Origin of the sequence: Paenibacillus sp. FSL M7-1455 (genome assembly GCF_038004655.1) — a bacterium.
In the GTDB taxonomy this organism is placed as follows: domain Bacteria; phylum Bacillota; class Bacilli; order Paenibacillales; family Paenibacillaceae; genus Paenibacillus_AQ; species Paenibacillus_AQ cookii.
Genome location: NZ_JBBORO010000001.1, coordinates 2,060,876 through 2,080,998, shown reverse-complemented (window position 1 = coordinate 2,080,998; position 20,123 = coordinate 2,060,876). Strand labels below are relative to the sequence as shown.

Genomic DNA, 20,123 nt, shown 5'->3' with positions numbered 1-20,123 from the left:
CCTCTTTACCTACTTGCGCTCGACAGCCTCCATGACGAATGCTTCGATGACGTCTCCTTCTTTAAGGTCATTATAGCCCTGAAGGGTAATTCCGCATTCATACCCCTGATTTACTTCCTTGGCATCGTCCTTGAAGCGCTTGAGCGTATCGATCTTGCCTTCGTGAACGACGATGCCTTCGCGGATCAGGCGCACTTCCGCGTTGCGGACGATTTTGCCCTGGGTAACCATGCAGCCGGCGATCGTGCCGACTTTGCTGATTTTAAACAGGTTGCGGACCTCGGCATGGCCGACGACCACTTCTTTATATTCCGGATCAAGCATGCCCTTCATGGCTTGCTCGATTTCTTCGATGACGTTGTAGATGACGCGGTGCAAACGAATGTCGACCTTCTCCTGCTCTGCCGTCGCGCCCGCTTGAGGATCCGGACGAACGTTGAAGCCGATCACGATCGCGTTCGAGGCGGCCGCCAGAATAATGTCCGATTCGGTAATGGCGCCCACGCCGCTGTGAATGATTTTCACGCGTACGCCTTCCACTTCGATTTTCGCCAAGGAGCCTTTCAGAGCCTCGACCGAACCCTGCACGTCGCCCTTGATGATGACGTTCAGGTCTTTGATTTCGCCGTCTTTAATGTGCTGGAACAAATCGTCGAGCGTCACGCGCACGTTGCTGCCGAGATCCGACTGGCGCTGGGTGATCGCGCGTTTTTCGGCGATGGAGCGTGCTTTCCGCTCGTCCTCGAAGACCATGAACGGATCGCCGGCTTGCGGAACTTCGGTCAGGCCGGTAATTTCGACCGGCGTGGATGGACCGGCTTCCTTCAGACGGCGGCCTTTGTCGTTCACCATCGCCCGAACGCGTCCGAAGCAGTTGCCCGCTACGAAAGCGTCCCCGATCTTCAGCGTGCCGTGCTGAACCAAGATGCGGGCTACGGGACCGCGGCCTTTATCCAGCTCGGCCTCGATGACGGCACCGCGCGCGCGTTTGTCCGGATTCGCTTTGTATTCGTTGACTTCGGCTACCAGGAGGATCATTTCGAGAAGATCTTCCAGGCCGATTTTTTGCTTCGCCGAAACGTTGACGAAAATCGTGTCTCCGCCCCATTCTTCCGGCACAAGACCGTATTCGGTCAGCTCTTGTTTCACTTTGTCCGGGTTTGCCGACGGTTTGTCGATTTTGTTCACGGCTACGATAATCGGCAGTTCGGCCGCTTTGGCGTGGTTGATGGCTTCGACGGTTTGCGGCATGACGCCGTCGTCGGCTGCCACCACGATAATCGTGATATCCGTGATTTGGGCGCCGCGTGCCCGCATGGCCGTAAAGGCTTCGTGGCCCGGGGTATCCAGGAACGTGATTTTTTTGTTGTTGATCTCCACCTGGTAGGCACCGATATGCTGCGTGATGCCCCCTGCTTCGCCGCCGGTAACGTTCGTGGAACGGATGGCGTCGAGCAACGTCGTTTTACCGTGGTCAACGTGCCCCATGATCGTCACGACCGGCGGACGGGTTCTCAGATCCGCAGGATCGTCATTCTCCTCAATCGTCTCGAAACGGTCATCCTCGACGACGATCTTCACTTCAACCTCTACGCCGAACTCGCCGGCGAGCAGTAGAATCGTGTCGATGTCGAGTTCTTGGTTAATGGCCGCCATGACGCCCATAAGCATCAGCTTTTTGATGACCTCGGACGCGTCCTTATGAAGCAGTTTGGCCGTTTCGCCAACCGTCATCGTGCCGCGGACGATGATTTTTTTCGGCGTGTTGTCGATTTTCTCGCGCGGCGGCTGGTTCTGATATCTTCCCTTGTTGTTCTTTCCGCCGCGGTTGTTGCCCCGGTTAAAGCCGGATTTTCCGTCTTCAAACCGTTTGTTTCCGCCTTTGCCGCGATTCTGGGTACGGCCCGCTCCGCGGTTGTCGTTTTTCGAGAAGTTGTCATCCGTATTTCCACGCTCTTGGGTTGGGCGCGGATTCGTTTGCTGCGGACGGTTTTGGTTTTGGTTTTGGTTTTGGTTCTGGCGTTGGCCGCCGGATTGCTGGCCGCCGCCTTGGCTCCGGTTGCCTCCCTGGCCTGCGCTTTGATTGCGTCCGCCTTGGGAAGAACCTTGACTGCGGTTGCCTGTACCCTGGCTGCGTCCGCCTCCGTTATGTTGTCCTTGCGTTCTGCCGTTATTCTGGCCTCCCTGATTCGAGTGGCCTTGACGGGAATCCTGCCCGCCTTGGGTTCGCTGGGAACCGTTTTGAGTGGTTTGATTTGATTTATTATTCATACTTACCTGCTTTTCCTGTTGTTTTTGGGATTGGCCCTGGCCTGCCGGCCGGCCCCCCTGATTTTTCTCTGCCCGATTGTCGTTTTTTATGGAAGAAGTATTAACTGTCGTAAGAGTTTCCCCGCTTTCTCTTTTCGCAGCGGCATTCGATTTGATATCTCGAAAAAATTGTTCCACTTTTGCGACCGAATCATTCTCCATTACGCTCATATGGTTGTTAACGGGAATGTTCAGCCGCTTTAAAATGGTTATAATTTCTTTGCTGCTCATATTTAATGATTTTGCATATTCGTATACACGCAGTTTGTCTTTACTGTCTTGTTTACTCAATATACTCCACCTCCGACATTATCTCCAAGCTTTTGGAGATCATTTCTGCGAATCCTTGATCCGTAATTGCGAGCACAACTCTTTCGGGTTTCCCGATGCTTGCGCCCAAACTTTCGCGGTCAAATCCGATCACCAGAGGGATGTTGTACGTTCCGCATTTGTCGCGGAACTTTTTCTGTGTATTTGCTGAGGCGTCTCCCGCAAGGATAACTAGCTTTGCTTCCGAAGAACGTATCGCTTTCAGCACAATCTCGTCGCCTGTCAGCATCTTCCCCGCACGCATGGCAAGACCGAGTCGGGAGAAAAATTTATTCATCGGCCGTGCTTTCCTTGACCGCCAGAAACTCGTCCTCCACCGAAATGAAATCTTCGGCAAGCTGCTCGTATATTTCCGGCTTGACGTGGTGCTTCAGGGCACGGTCCAGCGACTTGTTTTTTTGTGCCAGCTTGAAGCAGGAAACTTTACCGCAAAGGTAGGCCCCTCGCCCCGACTTCTTGCCGGTCAGGTCGATCAGCACCTCGTCGTCGGGAGTCTTCACAATGCGGATCAGTTCTTTTTTCGGCATCATTTCCTGGCACGCCACGCATTTGCGCAGCGGCACTTTTCTTTGCTTGATCATGGCGCAGCCCCCCCGTCAATGTCGTTCTGCGGTCAATCGACGGAGACGGAATCCTGATGCATTTCGACCGAAGAAGTTTTCGGTCTGCCGAATTCCTGTTCCGCCTGACTTTCGCTCTTGATGTCGATTTTCCAGCCTGTCAGCTTGGCGGCCAAACGGGCGTTTTGGCCCTTGATGCCGATCGCCAGGGAAAGCTGGTAGTCAGGCACGATGACGCGTGCCATCTTCTCTTCCTCGAACACGATCACTTCCAGAACCTTCGATGGGCTAAGCGCGTTAGCCACATATTCCTCAACCTGTTCGGAATAGCGAACGATGTCGATTTTCTCCCCGCGCAGCTCATTGACAATGGTCTGCACGCGGAGGCCTTTAGGCCCGACGCAGGAGCCGACCGGATCGACTTCCGGGTTGCGGGAGTAGACCGCGATCTTGGAACGGAAGCCGGCTTCCCGGGCCACGGAGCGGATTTCGACCACGCCGTCGAAAATTTCGGGCACTTCGAGCTCGAACAAGCGCTTGAGGAGACCCGGATGCGTACGGGACAACATGATTTGCGGCCCCTTGGTCGTGTTTTCCACTTTGGTGATGTATGCCTTGATCCGGTCGCCGTGCTTGAACTTTTCGTTCGGCATCAACTCGCTGAGCGGAAGCACCGCTTCGATTTTGCCCAGATCCACATAGAAGTTGCGGAGATCCTGGCGCTGCACCGTACCGGTCACGATATCCTCTTCTTTATCCACAAACGCGTTGTAAATCAAGCCGCGCTCCGCTTCGCGGATGCGCTGGGTGACGACCTGCTTCGCCGTTTGCGCGGCGATGCGGCCGAAATCGCGAGGCGTAACCTCGATTTCCGCGATATCGTCGATTTGGAAATGCGGGTTGATCTCCCTAGCCGCCGGCAGGGAAATTTCGGTGCGCGGATCCAGCACCTCTTCCACGACGAGCTTGCGGGCATACACCTTGATGACGCCCGAATTGCGGTTCATATCCACGCGCACGTTCTGCGCGGTGTTAAAATTGCGTTTGTAGCTGGAGATCAGCGCGGCTTCAATCGCTTCAAACAGAATATCCTTGCTGATTCCCTTTTCTCTTTCCAGTTCATTCATTGCTTCGATAAAATCCATACTCATTGGAAATCAGTTCCCCCTTTCATTACATGCACCCAAGCGTAAACGGCTTCGCCGTCTATGACAGGTGAAGTTTGCGTTTCGCGACGTAAAACCCAGGAATCCGCGTTCGAGTAAGCGGTGTCCATTCCTGGACTTTAAAAAATAATGGCCAGTCTGGCGCTGGCAACTTTTGCGTACGGGATGGTGTGCTGCTTCTTTCCCGCGGAGATGACAAGCTCGTCGTTCTCGAACGAAAGAAGCCGGCCTTCGAATTCCTTCTGGCCGTCCACCGCCTCGTACACGGTCACAAAAACATCTTTGCCGACGGCTTTAGCCACGTCTTCGCTTTTTTTCAGCGGACGCTCGGCGCCAGGGGAGGATACCTCCAGAAAATACGCGGTGGGAATCGGATCGTTCTCATCCAGCTTCTGGCTCAGGTATTCGCTGATCATGCCGCAGTCATCGATGTCAATGCCGCCTTCCTTGTCGACATAGACGCGCAGGAAGTAATTGCTGCCTTCCTTCACGTATTCCACGTCAACAAGCTCAAAGTTATGCTCATCCAGGTAAGGCTGGACCATTTCTTCTACAATTCCCTTGATCTTCGGTGTGCTCAAAGATTATTACCTCCAAGACTTTCAATATCCTATATACCAAAGAGTAAAGAGTGGGTCGCCCCACTCTTTAAACAACGGTTTTATCTCCATGATTGCCAAAAAAATTATAACATAGTCTGGCAACACTGACAAGTATCGCTCCTTGACTGCTTCCAGTCGCAGCAAGGGGTGCGCGTCCTCGTCAAGTCTTGTCAAGGGCGGATAAAAAAACGGATATATCGGTTTGAGGCTTTAGAACAACGAGAGCTGGTTGCTTTCCGGCAGGCCGCGGAAGCAGCCCATCTGGGTCAGCAGCTCGATAATGGATTTACTTGCCTTCGACTTCTGCTGGAAGTCTTCGATCGACAGAAACTCGCCCTGCTCGCGGGCGGCGGCGATGTTTCGCGCCGCGTTTTCCCCGATCCCCTGCATCGCCGAAAACGGCGGGATCAAGGAATCTCCGTCCACGATAAACCGCGTGGCTTCCGAGCGGTACAGATCCAGGTTTTTGAAGGTGAATCCGCGCGCGGTCATCTCGAGCGCCATTTCAAGCACCGGAAGCATGCTTTTCTCTTTGGTCGTAGCCTGGAAGCCTTTTTGCTCGATTTCTTCGATTTGGCGGTAAATCGCCTCGTAACCTTGGCAGCAAAGCTCGATGTCGAAATCCTCGGCACGGACCGAAAAATACGTGGCGTAATATTCGATCGGATAATACAGTTTGAAATACGCGGTCCGGACCGCTGAAATAACATATGCGGCCGCGTGTGCCTTCGGGAACATGTACTGGATTTTGAGGCATGAATCGATGTACCATTGCGGCACTTTGCACCGTTTCATTTCCTCGATCCATTCCGGCGTCAACCCTTTGCCCTTACGGACGCTTTCCGTAATTTTAAAGGCGAGGCTGGCGTCCATGCCGGCTTTGTAGATCAAGTAGAGCATGATATCGTCGCGGCAGCCGATTACCGTTTTGATGTTGCAGGTGCCGTTTTTGATCAGCTCCTGGGCGTTTCCGAGCCATACGCCCGTCCCGTGGGACAGACCCGAAATTTGCAGCAAGTCCGCAAACGACGAAGGCTTCGATTCGATCAGCATCTGGCGGACGAACTTCGTACCCATTTCAGGCACGCCGTACGTGGCCACCGGCGTCCGGATCTGTTCCGGCGTGACGCCGAGCGCTTCGGTCGAGTTGAACATGCTCATGACCTTCGGATCATTCATCGGGATGGTGGTCGGATCGACCCCCGTCAAATCCTGCAGCATCCTCATCATGGTCGGATCGTCGTGCCCCAGAATATCGAGCTTCAGCAGGTTCGCGTCAAAAGCGTGGTAATCGAAGTGGGTCGTTTTCCATTCCGCGCTCGTATCGTCCGCCGGATATTGGACCGGAGTTATATCCTCAACTTCCATGTAATCCGGAACGACGACGATCCCGCCGGGGTGCTGGCCGGTGCTGCGCTTCACGCCGGTACAGCCGGCCGCAAGGCGGCTCAGCTCGGCGCCGCGCCAGCTTTTATGATGGTCTTCCTCGTATTTTTTCGCGTAGCCGAACGCCGTTTTCTCCGCGACGGTACCGATCGTTCCTGCCCGAAACACGCATTTTTCGCCGAAAATTTCCTTCGTGTAGTTATGCGCATGCGGCTGGTATTCGCCGGAAAAGTTCAAGTCGATATCGGGAACCTTGTCGCCTTTGAAGCCAAGGAAGGTTTCGAACGGAATGTCCTGCCCTTCGCCCTTCAGCATCTGCCCGCATTTCGGGCATTCCTTGTCCGGAAGGTCGAAGCCGCTCGGCACGCTGCCGTCCAGGAACCATTCGCTGTATTTGCAGGCTTCGTTCCGGCAAATATAATGGGCAGGGAGCGGATTTACCTCCGAAATGCCGAGGAACGTGGCGACGACGGAGGAACCGACGGAACCCCGCGAGCCGACCAGATATCCGTCCCGGTTCGATTTTTTCACGAGCCGTTCGGAGATCAAGTAGTTGGCGGAAAAGCCGTATTTGATGATCGGCTCGAGCTCTTTCTCCAGCCGGGCCACGACGACTTCCGGCAGGTCGTCCCCGTAAATCGACCGGGCCGTTTCGTAGCAGGTATTCCGGATCTCCTCGTCCGCGCCTTCGATGATCGGCGTAAAGAGCTTGTCCGGGAACAGCTCGATTTCTTCGAACCGGTCGGCCAATTCGTTGGTGTTTTTTACGACGACCTCAAAGGCCTTGTCTTTGCCCAGAAACTCGAATTCTTCCAGCATTTCATCCGTCGTGCGCAGGTGCGCGTCCGGCTTGCGGATATCCTTCAGCGGACTGAACCCCGTGATGCCGTGGATCGTAATGTCGCGGAACAGCTTGTCGCGCGGATCGAGATAATGCACGTTGCCTGTGGCGATAACCGGTTTGTTCAGTTTTTCGCCGATATCGCAAATCGTCTTGATCGCCGCCTTCAGCTCGGCCGGACTTCCGACCAGCCCTTTGTCGACCAGGTGCATGTACATCGTCAGCGGCTGAATTTCCAGCACGTCGTAAAATTCCGCCACTTCCATCGCTTCTTCGACCGTCTTGTTCAGCACCGTCTCGAAAAATTCGCCTTTTTCGCAGCCGGAGATGACAAGCAGCCCTTCCCGCAGCTCGACGAGCTTGGATCTCGGAATGCATGGAACCCGCATGAAATATTCGGTATGCGACAACGAAATCAGCTTAAACAGATTTTTTTTGCCGGTCGGGTTCAGCGCATAAATGCCGCAGTGGAACGGACGGGTATTGGACAGATCCTTGCCGACGTAATCGTTCAGCCGGTCGAGCATCGTCAGTCCTTTGATTTTTTCCGCATCGGCCAACAATCCGTTCAAAATGCCGGCCAGCGCCACCGTATCGTCAATCGCCCGGTGATGGCTTTCGAGGAGCACCTTGTATTTATCCGCGAGCGTGTTCAACCGGTGGTTTTTCATTCCCGGATGCAGCAAGCGGGCAAGCTCCAGCGTATCGAGCGCCGGATTGTCCAGCGGCGGCATGCCGTATTCTTTTAACGAAGCCTGGATGAAACCCACGTCGAATCGGGCATTATGCGCAACCAGGACCGCGTCGCCGACGAATTCGACGAATTCCTTCAGGACGGGCTCCAGGTCGGGCGCATCTTTAACCATTTCATCCGTAATGTTCGTGAGCTGCTGGATATGGTACGGAATTTTTTCGTGCGGGTTGACGAACGTCGCGTACCGGCCGATTTCTTTGCCTTCATGCATTTTGACCGCGGCAAGCTCGGTAATCTTGCTGTTCGTGATCGACAGACCGGTGGTCTCGATATCGAATACGACGTACGTCGCGGACTTCAGCTCGATCGGTTTCGGCTGCATGACGACGGGAACGGAATCGTTGACCACGTTGGCTTCGACGCCGTAAATCATTTTGATGCCGTTCTTTTTCGCCGCCTTGGCCGCGTCCGGAAAGCTTTGCACGCCGCCATGGTCGGTAATCGCGATCGCCTTATGCCCCCATTTGGCCGCCGTTTTGATATATTGGTCGACGGGCGTCACGGCATCCATCGTGCTCATGGTCGAATGCAGGTGAAACTCTACGCGTTTTTCGGAAGCGGTATCCTTCCGTGCGGGAGGTGCTTGGACCTCGACCAAATCGGAAGGGATCATCACCAGCTCGGGCACCTGCATGAACCGGTCGTATTCCACCCGTCCGCGCGCTTTCACCCATTTGCCGTTGGCCAACAGGCTCAAAACCTTCAAGTCCTCTTTGGTTTTCGCAAACATTTTCATCTGCAGCGAATCGGTAAAGTCCGTCAGGTTGAACATAAACAGCGTGCTGCCGTTGCGGAGCTCCTTGCTGTCCAGGCCGAAGATGGTTCCCTGGATCGTAATCTTCTTCTCCTCGTCCTGAATCTCCTGGATCGGCACAGGCTGCTCCTTGATGTCGTAACCGACCTGCAGGCGGACTTCTTCTCCGTCGTCTTCGATCTCGCGCGCTTCGGCTTCCATGCTCGTGATCATCTTCTGGATGACTTCAAGCTCTTCGGCCCGCTTTTTCTGCTCGAATTCTTCGTACGCCTCCCGGTTCGTTTCCCCGACCTGAACCTTTACCCTGAGCGGGAGCGCAAAATATTGCTGATAAAAACGGATGATGGCCTGGTCGATCTGTTTTTTGCGCGCCAGTTCAAGCGAAGTGGAATCCGACATCGTTACGAGGAGCATGTCCCCGTCCAGCTCATGCCCGGCTCTCGCCATCCATCCGTTGACCGACGGAATTTCCCTGTGAACCCATTCCAAGAACAGATTCCAATACGTATCGACGATTTCCCCGTGACCAACTGCAGGACCGTATTTGAAGATAAACGTGATTTTGGCGATATGCTGCATTTTTTCCCTAAGCTTCAGGCAAAAGTTACGGTATACCTCCGCAGGCACAAGCGTTTCCTTGACGATCGTGATGATCCATTCCTTATTGCTTCGGCTCGTTTCGACCTGCTCGATATAACCGTCCAAAAAATAAGGGTCGACCAATCCGGGGGGGATTTCGCCCTGCTTCATCAGAAGCTCGAACCGTTTTCTTTTTTCGCCAGTCTTGTCCAATGCTCTCTTCCCCCTTGCTCCACTGCTAAAAATGAAAAGCTTCTGAAACCAGTCATATCAACCGGGTTCGCGAACACCGGACCTATTTCTGGGCAGAAGCTCCTCAACGTCTATTCCTGAAACAACCGCTCCGCCGCCGGCTCGGGCGGCAAAGCACATGACACCGGCTTAATAAGCTCTGGCAAAAACGACCGTATGTTTGGCCGGTTGTCCGCAAACGAGGCAAGCATGCTTTTCTTCGGAAGGGTTAAACGGAATGTTCCGGCTTGTCGCGCCGGTTTCTTCCTTCACCTTGCTTTCGCATGCTTCCGATCCGCACCAGCCGGCCAGCGTAAACCCGCGTTTTTCTTCCATGCTCGCCTTCATTTCATCCAGCGTGTTCACGGAATAAAAATGGTCGTCCATGAACTGCTTGGCGCGTTCGAACATTTCGCGTTGCACCTGATCCAGCATCGCTTGAACCTCTTCCACGAGGTTGGCCTGCTGAACTACTTTTTTCTCGCCGCTAATCCGCGACACAAGCACGCAGACGCCGTTTTCCATGTCGCGCGGACCGATTTCGAGCCGCACCGGCACCCCGCGCATTTCATACTCGTTGAATTTCCAGCCCGGGCGAACGTCGTTGCGGTCATCGACACGCACGCGAATGCCGGCTTTCTTCAACTCGGCGAACAGCTCGTCCGTGCGTCCCACGACGGCGTCCCACGTTTTCGGCGGGCCGATCGGAATCATGATGACCTGGGTCGGAGCCACTTTCGGCGGCAGCGCAAGTCCCCGGTCATCCCCGTGCACCATGATCATCGAACCGATCAGGCGCGTGCTCGTCCCCCAAGAAGTGGTGTGTACGTATTCCTGTTTGTTTTCGCGGCTCAAATATTGAATATCGAAAGCAACCGCGAAGTTCGTTCCAAGATAATGCGACGTTCCCGCCTGCACGGCGCGTCCGTCCTTCATCATCGCTTCGATGGAGAACGTATCGACCGCGCCCGCAAATTTCTCGGACGGCGTTTTTTGGCCGGTGATGACCGGAATCGCCAAAAATTCCTCCACGAAGCTGCGGTATACTTCGAGCATTTTCATCGTTTCCTCGCGCGCTTCTTCTTCCGTCTCATGGGCGGTATGGCCTTCCTGCCACAAAAACTCGCTCGTGCGCAAGAAAGGCAGCGTGCGTTTTTCCCATCTGACCACGTTGGCCCACTGGTTGATCAGCACGGGCAGGTCGCGATAGGATTGAATCCATTTCGAATACATGTGGCCAAACATCGTTTCGGAGGTCGGGCGGATCGCCAGCCGCTCCTCGAGCTTGTCGCCGCCGGCTTCGGTTACCCAAGGCAGCTCCGGGTTAAAACCCTCGACATGCTCTTTTTCTTTTTGGAAAAAGCTCTCCGGAATGAACAGCGGGAAATAGGCGTTGCGGTGGCCCGTTTCTTTGAAACGCCGGTCCATCTCTTGTTGGATATGCTCCCAAATTTCGTAACCGTCCGGGCGGAACACGATGCATCCGCGCACAGGCGAGTAATCCATAAGATCCGCTTTTTTAATCACGTCGATGTACCAGCGCGAGAAGTCTTCCCCCTGCGGCGTTATCTCGGTCACAAATTGTTTATCGTTTGACATAAAAATGGACTTCCTCCCAATGTATCGTCAATTATCCGTTGATTAAACGCAAGATGTCATTATAAGTTACAACAATCATTAACAGGAACAGCATCGCAAATCCGACGAAATGCACCATGCCTTCCCGGCTCGGATCGATCGGCTTCCCGCGGACGGCTTCCACGCCAAGAAACACGAGACGGCTTCCGTCCATGGCCGGAATCGGCAGCAGGTTGAAAATCCCCAGATACAAACTCAATATCGCAGCCCATTGCGTGAGCTGGGCGATTCCTTGCTTGGCAATCTGGCCCGTTATCTCAAAGGTCCCTACCGGTCCGCTGATATCGTTCATATTGAACTGTTTGATCAACTTGCCGAAACCCTGGAAAATGATTTTGGTCCCATTAACCATGGCGGAACCTGCTCCGGTAAAAGTCTCTCCGATGCCGGCCTTGCGCGTAGGGAGTGCGGGCGTGATGCCGATTTTTCCGCCCTCTTGCCCTTCCATCGCCCGAGGGGTCAGCGTCACATTGAACACCTCGTCGCCGCGGCGGATGGTCCACTTCATCGGCTTGCCCTCGGACTTGGCCGTCATATCGATCATCTTCTCATAATCCGTGCCGATGCTGACGCCGTCGATCGTTTCGACGATGTCGCCTTTTTTCAAATGGGCTTCATCCGCCGGCATTCCCTTCGAAACGTCCCCGATCACGATGTACGTCGGATTTTCGACCGGAATGCCCGCCATTTGAAGATGGACTCCGAACAAGATAAAAGCCAGGATAAAGTTCATCAGCGGTCCGGCAAAGATGGACATCGCCCGCTGCCCGACCGTTTTGCTCGCGAACTGCCGGTCCCTTGGGGCGATTTGCGTTTCCTGGGACTTGGCGACGAGCATCGTCTGCGGATGGACCGGATATTGCTGGATTTCTCCATCCACGTTCAGGCGGATTTTCAGGCTGTCGGTCAAGTCGATGAACTCCACTTCGCCGCGGATGACGTTTTTGCGGTTATCCAGCTGATCCAGATAAATCTTTTTTACTTCCCCGTCCTTGACCCGCACGGCAACCGTTTGTCCCGGGTGGATCTCCACGAGCTCCGGATCTTCGCCCGCCATCCGGGCATATCCGCCGAACGGAAGCAAACGAAGCGTAAATTGGGTTTCCCCCCGTTTATAAGAAAACAGTTTCGGACCGAAACCGATCGCAAACTCCCGAACCAGTATGCCTGCACGTTTGGCGAAATAATAATGCCCCCACTCGTGCACGGTGACAATGACGAAAAACATGAGCACCGTCAAAAAAACTACCTGCACCATTTCCAATTCGTCGCATCCCCCTTTATTGTCTGAGACCGAAGCTTCATAATCCGCGGACCGGCAAGCCATGCCGCCCCCCATAGAATGAATGATGGTCCGTAACCGGCCGTTCCGGCCTTTCTGCCCTGCAGCCTCGCTGCTAAGGCTCGTCTCGATTCAGTCTATATAGATTATCATTATTCTCCGGACCCGCACAAGAGAATCACTTTTGAGCCATTTTTTAGATAAGGGAGAAGAGTGGATTCTTGCGGTTTTTGCCCGCGTTCCCCGAATGTCAGAGCTTGGCTGCAGCCTCCCGGGTACGCTTGTCGCACGCTTCGATTTCCGCAAGCTCTGGTTCTGGAATGTTGTGATGCCGATCAAGCACTCTTTCGATGATATCCTCAATTTGCAAAAATGAAATCTCTTTGCGCAAAAACCGCGCAACCGCCACCTCGTTGGCGGCATTAAATGCGGTTGTGGCTGTACCACCCATTTTACCACATTCATATGCCAGTCTTAAACAAGGGAAGCGTTCAAAGTCCATTTCGCGGAATTGAAGTTTGCCGACCTCGGCCAGCGAGAGCGGGCGCGACGGCGATTCCCACCGCTCCGGGTACGTAAGGGCATACTGGATCGGAACCCTCATGTCCGGATTGCCGAGCTGGGCAATGATGCTGGTATCGCGAAACTCCACAAAGGAATGGATGATGCTTTCGGGATGCAGAAGCACGTTGATTTGCTCGTAGGGCAAGCCAAACAGCCAGTGCGCCTCGATCACTTCCAGCCCTTTGTTGACCATCGTCGCCGAATCGATCGTAATTTTGGCCCCCATCGACCAATTCGGATGCTTAAGCGCATCCTCCACCGTCACGTGTTTCAGCTCATCGCGCGTCCGGTCCCGGAAAGAACCGCCGGAAGCCGTCAGCGTAATGGATGCCAAATCCTTGAGGTTTTCCCCGTTCAAGCATTGGAAAATGGCGGAATGCTCGCTGTCGATCGGGAGCAGCTTCACGCCTTTTTCCCGTGCGCGCGCCGTCACGATATGGCCGGCCGTCACCAGCGTTTCCTTATTGGCCAGCCCGATCGTTTTTCCGGCTTCGATCGCCGCAAGCGTCGAAGGGAGCCCCAGGCTCCCCATGACGGCCGTGACCACGATATCGGCATCGGTCCCGGCGGCGATTTCGATCAGCCCGTGGTCCCCGTAAAACACTTCCGTGCCGGCCGGAACCTCGGCTTTGATTTGTTCGGCAAGCTCGCGCGTAGCCACCGAAACTTTCCGCGGTTTGAATCGCCGCGCCTGCTCCAGCAGAAGGGCGATGTTCCCTCCCGCGGCCAAACCTTCGATTTGAAAATGCTCCGAATGCTTTGCCGCCACATCCAGCGTCTGCGTTCCAATCGAGCCCGTGGAGCCGAGCACGCTAATTTTTTTCATATCGAAACCTTCTCTCGTTTTAATAAGGCATCAGCATCACGATATGTACGAACGGAAAGACGATAATCCAGCTGTCGCAGCGGTCCAAAATGCCTCCGTGCCCCGGCAGCAGAGTGCCGGAATCTTTGATGCCGTATACGCGCTTATAAGCGGATTGAATCAGATCGCCCAGTTGTCCCGTCACGGCGCAGGCCAGTCCGATCGCCACGGCGCGTCCGAACGTCAGGATCCCCCCGGAAAAGAGGGAAAACGCCGCAGCCGCGATCATGGAAATGACGACGCCGCCGAGAGCTCCTTCAATCGTTTTGTTCGGGCTGATGGCCGGCCAAAGCTTGTTTTTGCCGATCCATTTCCCGACGAAATAAGCTCCTGCATCGCTCGCCCAAATCGAAACGAGCAGCAGGAACGTCCAAAACAGTCCATGCCCGTCCGGCGCGCCCCGGGAGCCGGCGATATAGGAAAATCCGACCCCGATGTATACCGCGCCCAGAAACAGCATGGCCGCCTGTTGTATTGCGATTTTATTTTTCGTTATGACCGTGACCAGCATGAACAGGAACAAAAGCAGCCAAATGAAGTGATCCCATGACAGCGGAAAATCGATGCCAAGCGGTTTCCACGGAAAAACGAACAAAAGCACGCCCAGATATCCCAGCCATGCCGTACCGCCAAAAGGAGAAACCTTGGTCATGCGCACGAATTCATAATATCCGATCATGGCCATCGCCAGCACGATCAGATGGTACGGCAGCCCCCCGATCAGGCATAATCCCAAAAAGACAACTCCAGCAATGATTCCGGTAACCAGTCGTTGTTTCAACGATAATCCATCCTCCATATGGCTTAAGTCAAGCCGCCGTATCTCCGCGTTCTGCGCGAATACTCGGCAACAGCTTCGTATAAATAATGTTCATTGAAATCAGGCCAATAGATATCGGTGAACCACATTTCGCTATATGCCATTTGCCAGAGCATAAAGTTGCTGATCCGCATCTCCCCGCTGGTACGGATGATTAAATCCGGATCGGGCAGCCCGCTGGAAAGCAAATGCCGATCCACCAATTCCGGCGTAATGTCTTCCGGATTCAGCGCACCAGCTTCGATTTTCCGCGCCAATTCGCGCATGCAGTCGGTAATTTCCTTCCGGCTGCCGTAATTGAGCGCGAAGTTCAGCACCAGCCCGTCATTGCCTTCGGTGCGGCGGACGGCTTCTTCCATGGCGCTGATGGTGTAGGACGGCAGTCCTTCGCGGTCGCCCATCATCCGGACCTGCACGTTTTTTTCCACCAATTCATCCAGCTCGAGGGCCAGGAATTCCTGCGGCAAGCGCATCAGAAAATCAACCTCGTCCTTCGGACGTTTCCAATTTTCCGTCGAAAAGGCATACAGCGTCAAATATTTGATCCCCAGCTTATCCGCTGCAATCGTCGTCCGTTTGACGGCTTTCATCCCGTTTTGATGCCCGATGATACGCGGAAGCCCTTGGCGTTTCGCCCAGCGTCCGTTACCGTCCATGATGATGGCGACATGTTCAGGAACATTGTCTATTGATCGTTCCGGCGACTGTACTTTGGATTCCCGTGTCCACCACGATCGAACTCGTTTGATCATTCTAGTTCCTCCATGCGGGTTTCTGCAAAAAAAGACATAAACCCCACCATAAAAGGAGGGGCCGAAAGTCTCTTATACTTCCATGATCTCTTTTTCTTTAGCTACGAGCACTTTGTCGACTTCCGCGATAAATTTATCCGTCGTTTTCTGGATGTCATCCTGGTGACGGCGGGATTCATCTTCAGATATATCGGTTTTTTCCATTTTTTTGATGTCGTCGTTCGCATCGCGGCGGATATTGCGGATGGCCACCTTCGCTTCTTCGCCGAATTTTTTGGTCATTTTCACCAGTTCCATGCGGCGTTCTTCCGTCAGCGGAGGAATGACCAAACGAATCGTGTTCCCGTCGTTCGCAGGCGTCAGCCCGAGATCGGATTTCAGGATGGCTCTTTCGATGTCGGCCAGCGAGGACTTATCCCACGGCTGGATCAACAACGTCCGGGAATCCGGCGTGTTGATGTTGGCCAACTGGTTCAGCGGAGTCATCGTTCCGTAGTATTCAACCTGTACCCGGTCCAGAAGGGCCGGAGCGGCGCGTCCCGCGCGCAGCGTCGCCAAATCTCTTTTCAAAGCGGAGATCGCCTTTTCCATGCGTTCTTCCGCATGTTTTTTTACTGTTTGAGGCATTAATCTACACTCCCTTTAACGATCGTTCCGATTTTTTCGCCTTGAACGACCCGTTTAATGTTTCCTTGCTCGGTAATCGCAAATACGATAAGCGGAATGTTGTTGTCCATGCAGAGGGAAGATGCCGTGGAATCCATCACGCCCAAGTTTTTGTTCAGTACGTCCAAATACGTCAGCTGCTCATACTTCTCTGCCGTGCTGTCTTTGAAAGGATCAGCGGAATAGACGCCGTCCACTTTGTTTTTGGCCATCAGAATGACCTCGGCTTCAATTTCAGCTGCACGAAGCGCGGCTGTCGTATCCGTCGAGAAGAACGGGTTGCCTGTGCCCGCCGCAAAAATGACGACGCGTCCTTTTTCCAGATGGCGGATCGCTCTGCGGCGAATGTACGGCTCGGCGATCTGCTGCATGGCGATCGAAGTTTGCACGCGCGTCGGAACGTCGATCTGTTCCAAGGCGTCCTGCAGCGCCAGCGAGTTCATCACCGTGGCCAGCATGCCCATGTAGTCCGCCGTCGCACGGTCGATGCCGCTGGAACTGCCGGCGATTCCGCGCCAAATGTTCCCGCCGCCGCAAACGATCGCGACTTGAACGCCCAGCTCCACTACTTCCTTCACTTGTTCAGCGATGGATGCGATCGTCGCCGCATCGATACCATATCCGTTTTGGCCCGCGAGGGATTCCCCGCTGACTTTCAAGACAACTCGTTTAAAAATTGGCTCTTTCAAAATGTTTACCCTCCACTTTAAGACAGCACCTGTCTGGTGCCCGTTTAGAAAACCGACTTTGCTTCCCGCTCCGCGGGGGCGGAGCTACCAGAACTGATGTCATGCTCATACTCAAAAGAAAAACTTCCGATGCCGGCTGTAGCGGCCTGACAGCGGATGTTTTTCTTACGAGATCAGGCGGCATTCCACGCAAAGCTGTTGTTTTTCTGATCTCTGAAAAAAGAGGGAACACTGGCGTGTTCCGCTCTTCATCCCGCAATATTCATCAAAGGCGCGTCAACCGCGCATGTTACTTGCTTAGTTTTTAACTTGCGCCATAACTTCTTCAACGAAGTTATCCACTTTTTTCTCCATGCCTTCGCCCAGCTCGTAACGAACGAAGCGGCGGATCGAGATGTTTTCGCCGATCGTGCTGATTTTTTCTTTCAGCAGCGTAGCGACGGTTTTGTCCGGATCTTTAATGAACGGCTGTTCCAACAGGCAGAACTCTTCGAAGTATTTGCCGATGCGGCCTTCAACCATTTTTTCAACGATTTTTTCTGGTTTGCCTTCATTCAGGGCTTGGGCTTTCAAGATCTCTTTTTCCTTTTCGATCTCTTCGGCCGGCACTTCTTCGCGAGCTACGTAACGCGGGCTGGAAGCCGCGATGTGCATAGCGATGTCGCGCGCAAACTCTTTGAATTGATCCGTTTTGCCGACGAAGTCGGTTTCGCAGTTGATTTCGACGAGGACGCCGATGCGGCCGCCGCCGTGGATGTAAGATTCAACGACGCCTTCCGTCGCTACGCGGCCCGCTTTGTTTGCTGCCGCTGCGAGGCCTTTTTCGCGAAGGAGTTCGACCGCTTTCGTAATGTCACCGTTTGCTTCTTCCAGCGCTTTTTTGCAATCCAGCATACCTGCGCCTGTTTTTTCACGAAGCTCTTTTACCGCACTAGCACTTACTGCCATAGGATTTTTCCCTCCAAAAGTTAATTCGTTGTTTTTTTGGACGATATAAGAAGAGTATTCTCCGAAGCCATCTTCCTTATATCTTAAAAAAAGGGCAGTGAGAGGTTATACACCTACCAACCACCCTTTTCATTTAATTCATGTCAATTGCTTGCTTCTGCTGATCTTAGGCAGTTGTTTCTTCGCCTTGATGAGCTTCCACCACGGCGTCGGCCATTTTGCCAGTCAACAGTTTAACGGCACGGATCGCGTCGTCATTACCAGGAATGACGTAGTCGATTTCGTCCGGATCGCAGTTCGTGTCGACGATGCCAACGATTGGGATACCCAATTTGCGGGCTTCGGCAACAGCGATGCGCTCTTTGCGAGGATCGATGATGAACAGGGCGCTAGGAAGGCCTTTCATGTTCTTGATCCCGCCCAGGAATTTTTCAAGACGATCTTTCTCTTTGCGGAGAATGATGACCTCTTTTTTAGGCAGAACGGCAAAAGTACCGTCTTCTTCCCACTTCTCGAGCTCTTTCAAACGGTTGATACGTTTTTGGATCGTTTCGAAGTTAGTCAAAGTTCCGCCGAGCCAACGTTGGTTGATGTAGTACATGCCGCAACGTTCCGCTTCTTCTTTCACGGAGTCTTGAGCTTGTTTTTTCGTGCCGACGAACAGAATCGTTCCGTTCTCTTCAGCTACGCTCTTAACGAAGTTAAAAGCTTCCTCGACCTTTTTCACAGTTTTCTGCAGGTCGATAATGTAAATACCGTTTCTTTCGGTGAAGATATATTTATCCATTTTCGGGTTCCAACGACGAGTTTGGTGACCGAAGTGAACGCCAGCTTCAAGAAGCTGTTTCATGGAAATAACTGCCATCTTCACGCACCTCCTAAATTTGGTTTTTTTGTGTCCTCCGCTGTTTTCATTTTCCGTCAAGACTTTCCATCAGGAAAGCACCCTTTACGAAATCCGACAGCGTGTGTTTTAACACCGTCAATTAATATACCATAAGTGAATGCCCGATGCAACGCCTATTCGCGGGATTTTCGCCGCGGAGGGAATCGTCCTGCAAAGCCGCGCCGTTAGCGTATTATGAGCCCCCGCTTGAACGACCTTTCAAAGCAGGTTACCGTTAGGTGCGGCAAGCTCGCCAGCCCCCGGATACAGCAAAAAACCGTCAGGCTGCGCCTTACACGTCAGCGTGGCGGTTTTGTCGTAATTTTGGCGATGATGCTGTCAAAATCCTCGCCTTTAGCAAATTCGTACGTGCCTGAGCGGATTTTCGTGCTCATTTTCAGTCCCCTGCCCGTTTCGACGAACGCGGCCGCATCCGAAATCACCCCTGATTTTTTCAGCTTGTCGGCGACATCGGTTAAATTGCTTCCGCTGGCGATTTTGACGGAAATAAGCGGAGCCTCGGGCGTTTTCGGCTTGTTTATGCCGTCTGCGGCTGCATTGGCGGCAGGCTGGCCGGATGCCTTCGAATCCGGGGCTGCCGGTTTTTCGGGCGTCTTGGGCGCTTCGGCCTTTTTGCCGGCTTCGGGCGCTTTTGCGGGACTTCCTTGCGGTTTCGCGCTTTTGTCCATCATCTGCCGCTTCCATTCTTCTTCGGTCATCCGCTTGTCGTCCGCTTCAACCAATTTGAGCCCCAACGCTTCGGCTTGTTCCTGCAACTGCTCTTTTGTCGGTTTGACAACCTCCGAAGCCTGCGGCACGACGTTCGCCCCGGTTCCTGCGTTCATAAGCTGCAAAAGAAGAGCGCCGGCCAGCAGCCCGCTGCCGAGTCCGATCATAAAGGAACGATTTTTGATCACAGCGATCCCTCCCGTTTCGCCAGCTGCAGTATCAGCGTCACTTCGCCTTTTTGCATGCCCGTGAACTTCGCGATGGCTTCGATCGATTTGCCTTGGGCGTGAAGCTCGAACAGCTCGGGGTAACGTTCCCGGATGGACGGCTCCTTCGTCTCTTCTTCGGTAGCCGTCTCCTGCACGGATTGGTCCCCGGGGATCCGCGTCTCCGCGGCGGCCGCCCCCTCCCGTTCAGCAAGCAGCGCCGACGCCGCTTGGCGGTCACTTTGCTCGATGTCGGAGAGGCGCGCTTCATGCGACGCGTTTTGCTGCTCGAGCTGCAGCAACCGCTGCCTCATCTCGTTCAGCTGTTCCTGGTGCGCAAGCTGCTTGGAGGCGATGTCCTGCTTCATTTGGCCGATCAATTCCACCAGCTCTTCGTTTTCTCTTTCGATATCCGCCATGTACTGCTCCAGGGTTGCTTCCACTTCCCGGACCATTTGCTCCTTGTCCGCCGATTTCCCGACTTGCCGTTTAGGCAGCATGAGAGCATAGACAATGGCGGCAGCGCCTAAAATAACGACAATCATCCACGGTTCCAAAGCTTTTT

Annotated in this window: 17 protein-coding genes; all 17 read right to left on the bottom strand. The window is 53.8% G+C overall.

The window, feature by feature from the left end:
• Window positions 1-9: 9 nt before the first annotated feature.
• The gene (gene infB, locus NYE48_RS09645) at window positions 10-2,601 is read right to left on the bottom strand and encodes a translation initiation factor IF-2 (protein ID WP_340998269.1); all 2,592 of its coding nucleotides are present in this window, start codon (window positions 2,599-2,601) and stop codon (window positions 10-12) included.
• Window positions 2,594-2,917, bottom strand: a complete 324-nt coding sequence (locus NYE48_RS09640; RefSeq protein ID WP_036706976.1) for a YlxQ family RNA-binding protein — start codon at window positions 2,915-2,917, stop codon at window positions 2,594-2,596. Before NYE48_RS09640 ends, infB begins: the two co-directional genes overlap by 8 nt.
• Window positions 2,910-3,218 (bottom strand): RNase P modulator RnpM, encoded by a 309-nt coding sequence (gene rnpM / locus NYE48_RS09635; protein WP_036707201.1) that lies wholly within the window; start codon window positions 3,216-3,218, stop codon window positions 2,910-2,912. Before rnpM ends, NYE48_RS09640 begins: the two co-directional genes overlap by 8 nt.
• A 35-nt stretch (window positions 3,219-3,253) precedes the next feature.
• Entirely contained in the window at window positions 3,254-4,351 is a 1,098-nt protein-coding gene (nusA, locus tag NYE48_RS09630; RefSeq protein WP_036706975.1) for a transcription termination factor NusA, read from the bottom strand.
• A gap of 134 nt (window positions 4,352-4,485) precedes the next feature.
• Window positions 4,486-4,947 carry a ribosome maturation factor RimP gene (rimP, locus tag NYE48_RS09625; protein WP_036706972.1) on the bottom strand — a complete coding sequence of 154 codons (462 nt, stop codon included), beginning with the start codon at window positions 4,945-4,947 and terminating at the stop codon, window positions 4,486-4,488.
• Window positions 4,948-5,178: 231 nt separating this feature from the next.
• Window positions 5,179-9,495, bottom strand: coding sequence for a PolC-type DNA polymerase III (locus NYE48_RS09620; protein WP_212948951.1), 4,317 nt, complete (start codon window positions 9,493-9,495; stop codon window positions 5,179-5,181).
• Between the two features lie 168 nt (window positions 9,496-9,663).
• Complete coding sequence (gene proS / locus NYE48_RS09615) at window positions 9,664-11,112, bottom strand: proline--tRNA ligase (protein WP_340998264.1); 1,449 nt, start codon at window positions 11,110-11,112, stop codon at window positions 9,664-9,666.
• 31 nt (window positions 11,113-11,143) lie between these two features.
• On the bottom strand, window positions 11,144-12,415 hold the full coding sequence (gene rseP, locus NYE48_RS09610) for an RIP metalloprotease RseP (RefSeq protein ID WP_340998262.1): 1,272 nt from the start codon (window positions 12,413-12,415) through the stop codon (window positions 11,144-11,146).
• Window positions 12,416-12,683: 268 nt separating this feature from the next.
• A complete protein-coding gene (locus NYE48_RS09605; RefSeq protein WP_212948949.1) occupies window positions 12,684-13,823 on the bottom strand; it encodes a 1-deoxy-D-xylulose-5-phosphate reductoisomerase in 1,140 nt (379 codons plus the stop codon).
• A gap of 19 nt (window positions 13,824-13,842) precedes the next feature.
• On the bottom strand, window positions 13,843-14,643 hold the full coding sequence (locus tag NYE48_RS09600; RefSeq protein WP_340998261.1) for a phosphatidate cytidylyltransferase: 801 nt from the start codon (window positions 14,641-14,643) through the stop codon (window positions 13,843-13,845).
• A gap of 23 nt (window positions 14,644-14,666) precedes the next feature.
• Window positions 14,667-15,434, bottom strand: a complete 768-nt coding sequence (locus NYE48_RS09595; RefSeq protein ID WP_036706963.1) for an isoprenyl transferase — start codon at window positions 15,432-15,434, stop codon at window positions 14,667-14,669.
• A gap of 72 nt (window positions 15,435-15,506) precedes the next feature.
• Window positions 15,507-16,061, bottom strand: a complete 555-nt coding sequence (gene frr / locus NYE48_RS09590; protein ID WP_036706962.1) for a ribosome recycling factor — start codon at window positions 16,059-16,061, stop codon at window positions 15,507-15,509.
• Window positions 16,061-16,789: a UMP kinase gene (gene pyrH, locus NYE48_RS09585; RefSeq protein ID WP_036706960.1), complete on the bottom strand. Its 729-nt coding sequence runs from the start codon at window positions 16,787-16,789 to the stop codon at window positions 16,061-16,063. The genes frr and pyrH overlap by 1 nt, the downstream gene beginning before the upstream one ends.
• A 297-nt stretch (window positions 16,790-17,086) precedes the next feature.
• Entirely contained in the window at window positions 17,087-17,737 is a 651-nt protein-coding gene (tsf, locus tag NYE48_RS09580; RefSeq protein ID WP_036706956.1) for a translation elongation factor Ts, read from the bottom strand.
• 166 nt (window positions 17,738-17,903) lie between these two features.
• Window positions 17,904-18,602 carry a 30S ribosomal protein S2 gene (gene rpsB, locus NYE48_RS09575; RefSeq protein ID WP_036706955.1) on the bottom strand — a complete coding sequence of 233 codons (699 nt, stop codon included), beginning with the start codon at window positions 18,600-18,602 and terminating at the stop codon, window positions 17,904-17,906.
• Window positions 18,603-18,922: 320 nt separating this feature from the next.
• Window positions 18,923-19,540 (bottom strand): endolytic transglycosylase MltG, encoded by a 618-nt coding sequence (locus NYE48_RS09570; protein WP_036706952.1) that lies wholly within the window; start codon window positions 19,538-19,540, stop codon window positions 18,923-18,925.
• Window positions 19,537-20,115, bottom strand: a complete 579-nt coding sequence (locus NYE48_RS09565; protein ID WP_052146783.1) for a DUF6115 domain-containing protein — start codon at window positions 20,113-20,115, stop codon at window positions 19,537-19,539. The genes NYE48_RS09570 and NYE48_RS09565 overlap by 4 nt, the downstream gene beginning before the upstream one ends.
• Window positions 20,116-20,123 lie beyond the last annotated feature (8 nt).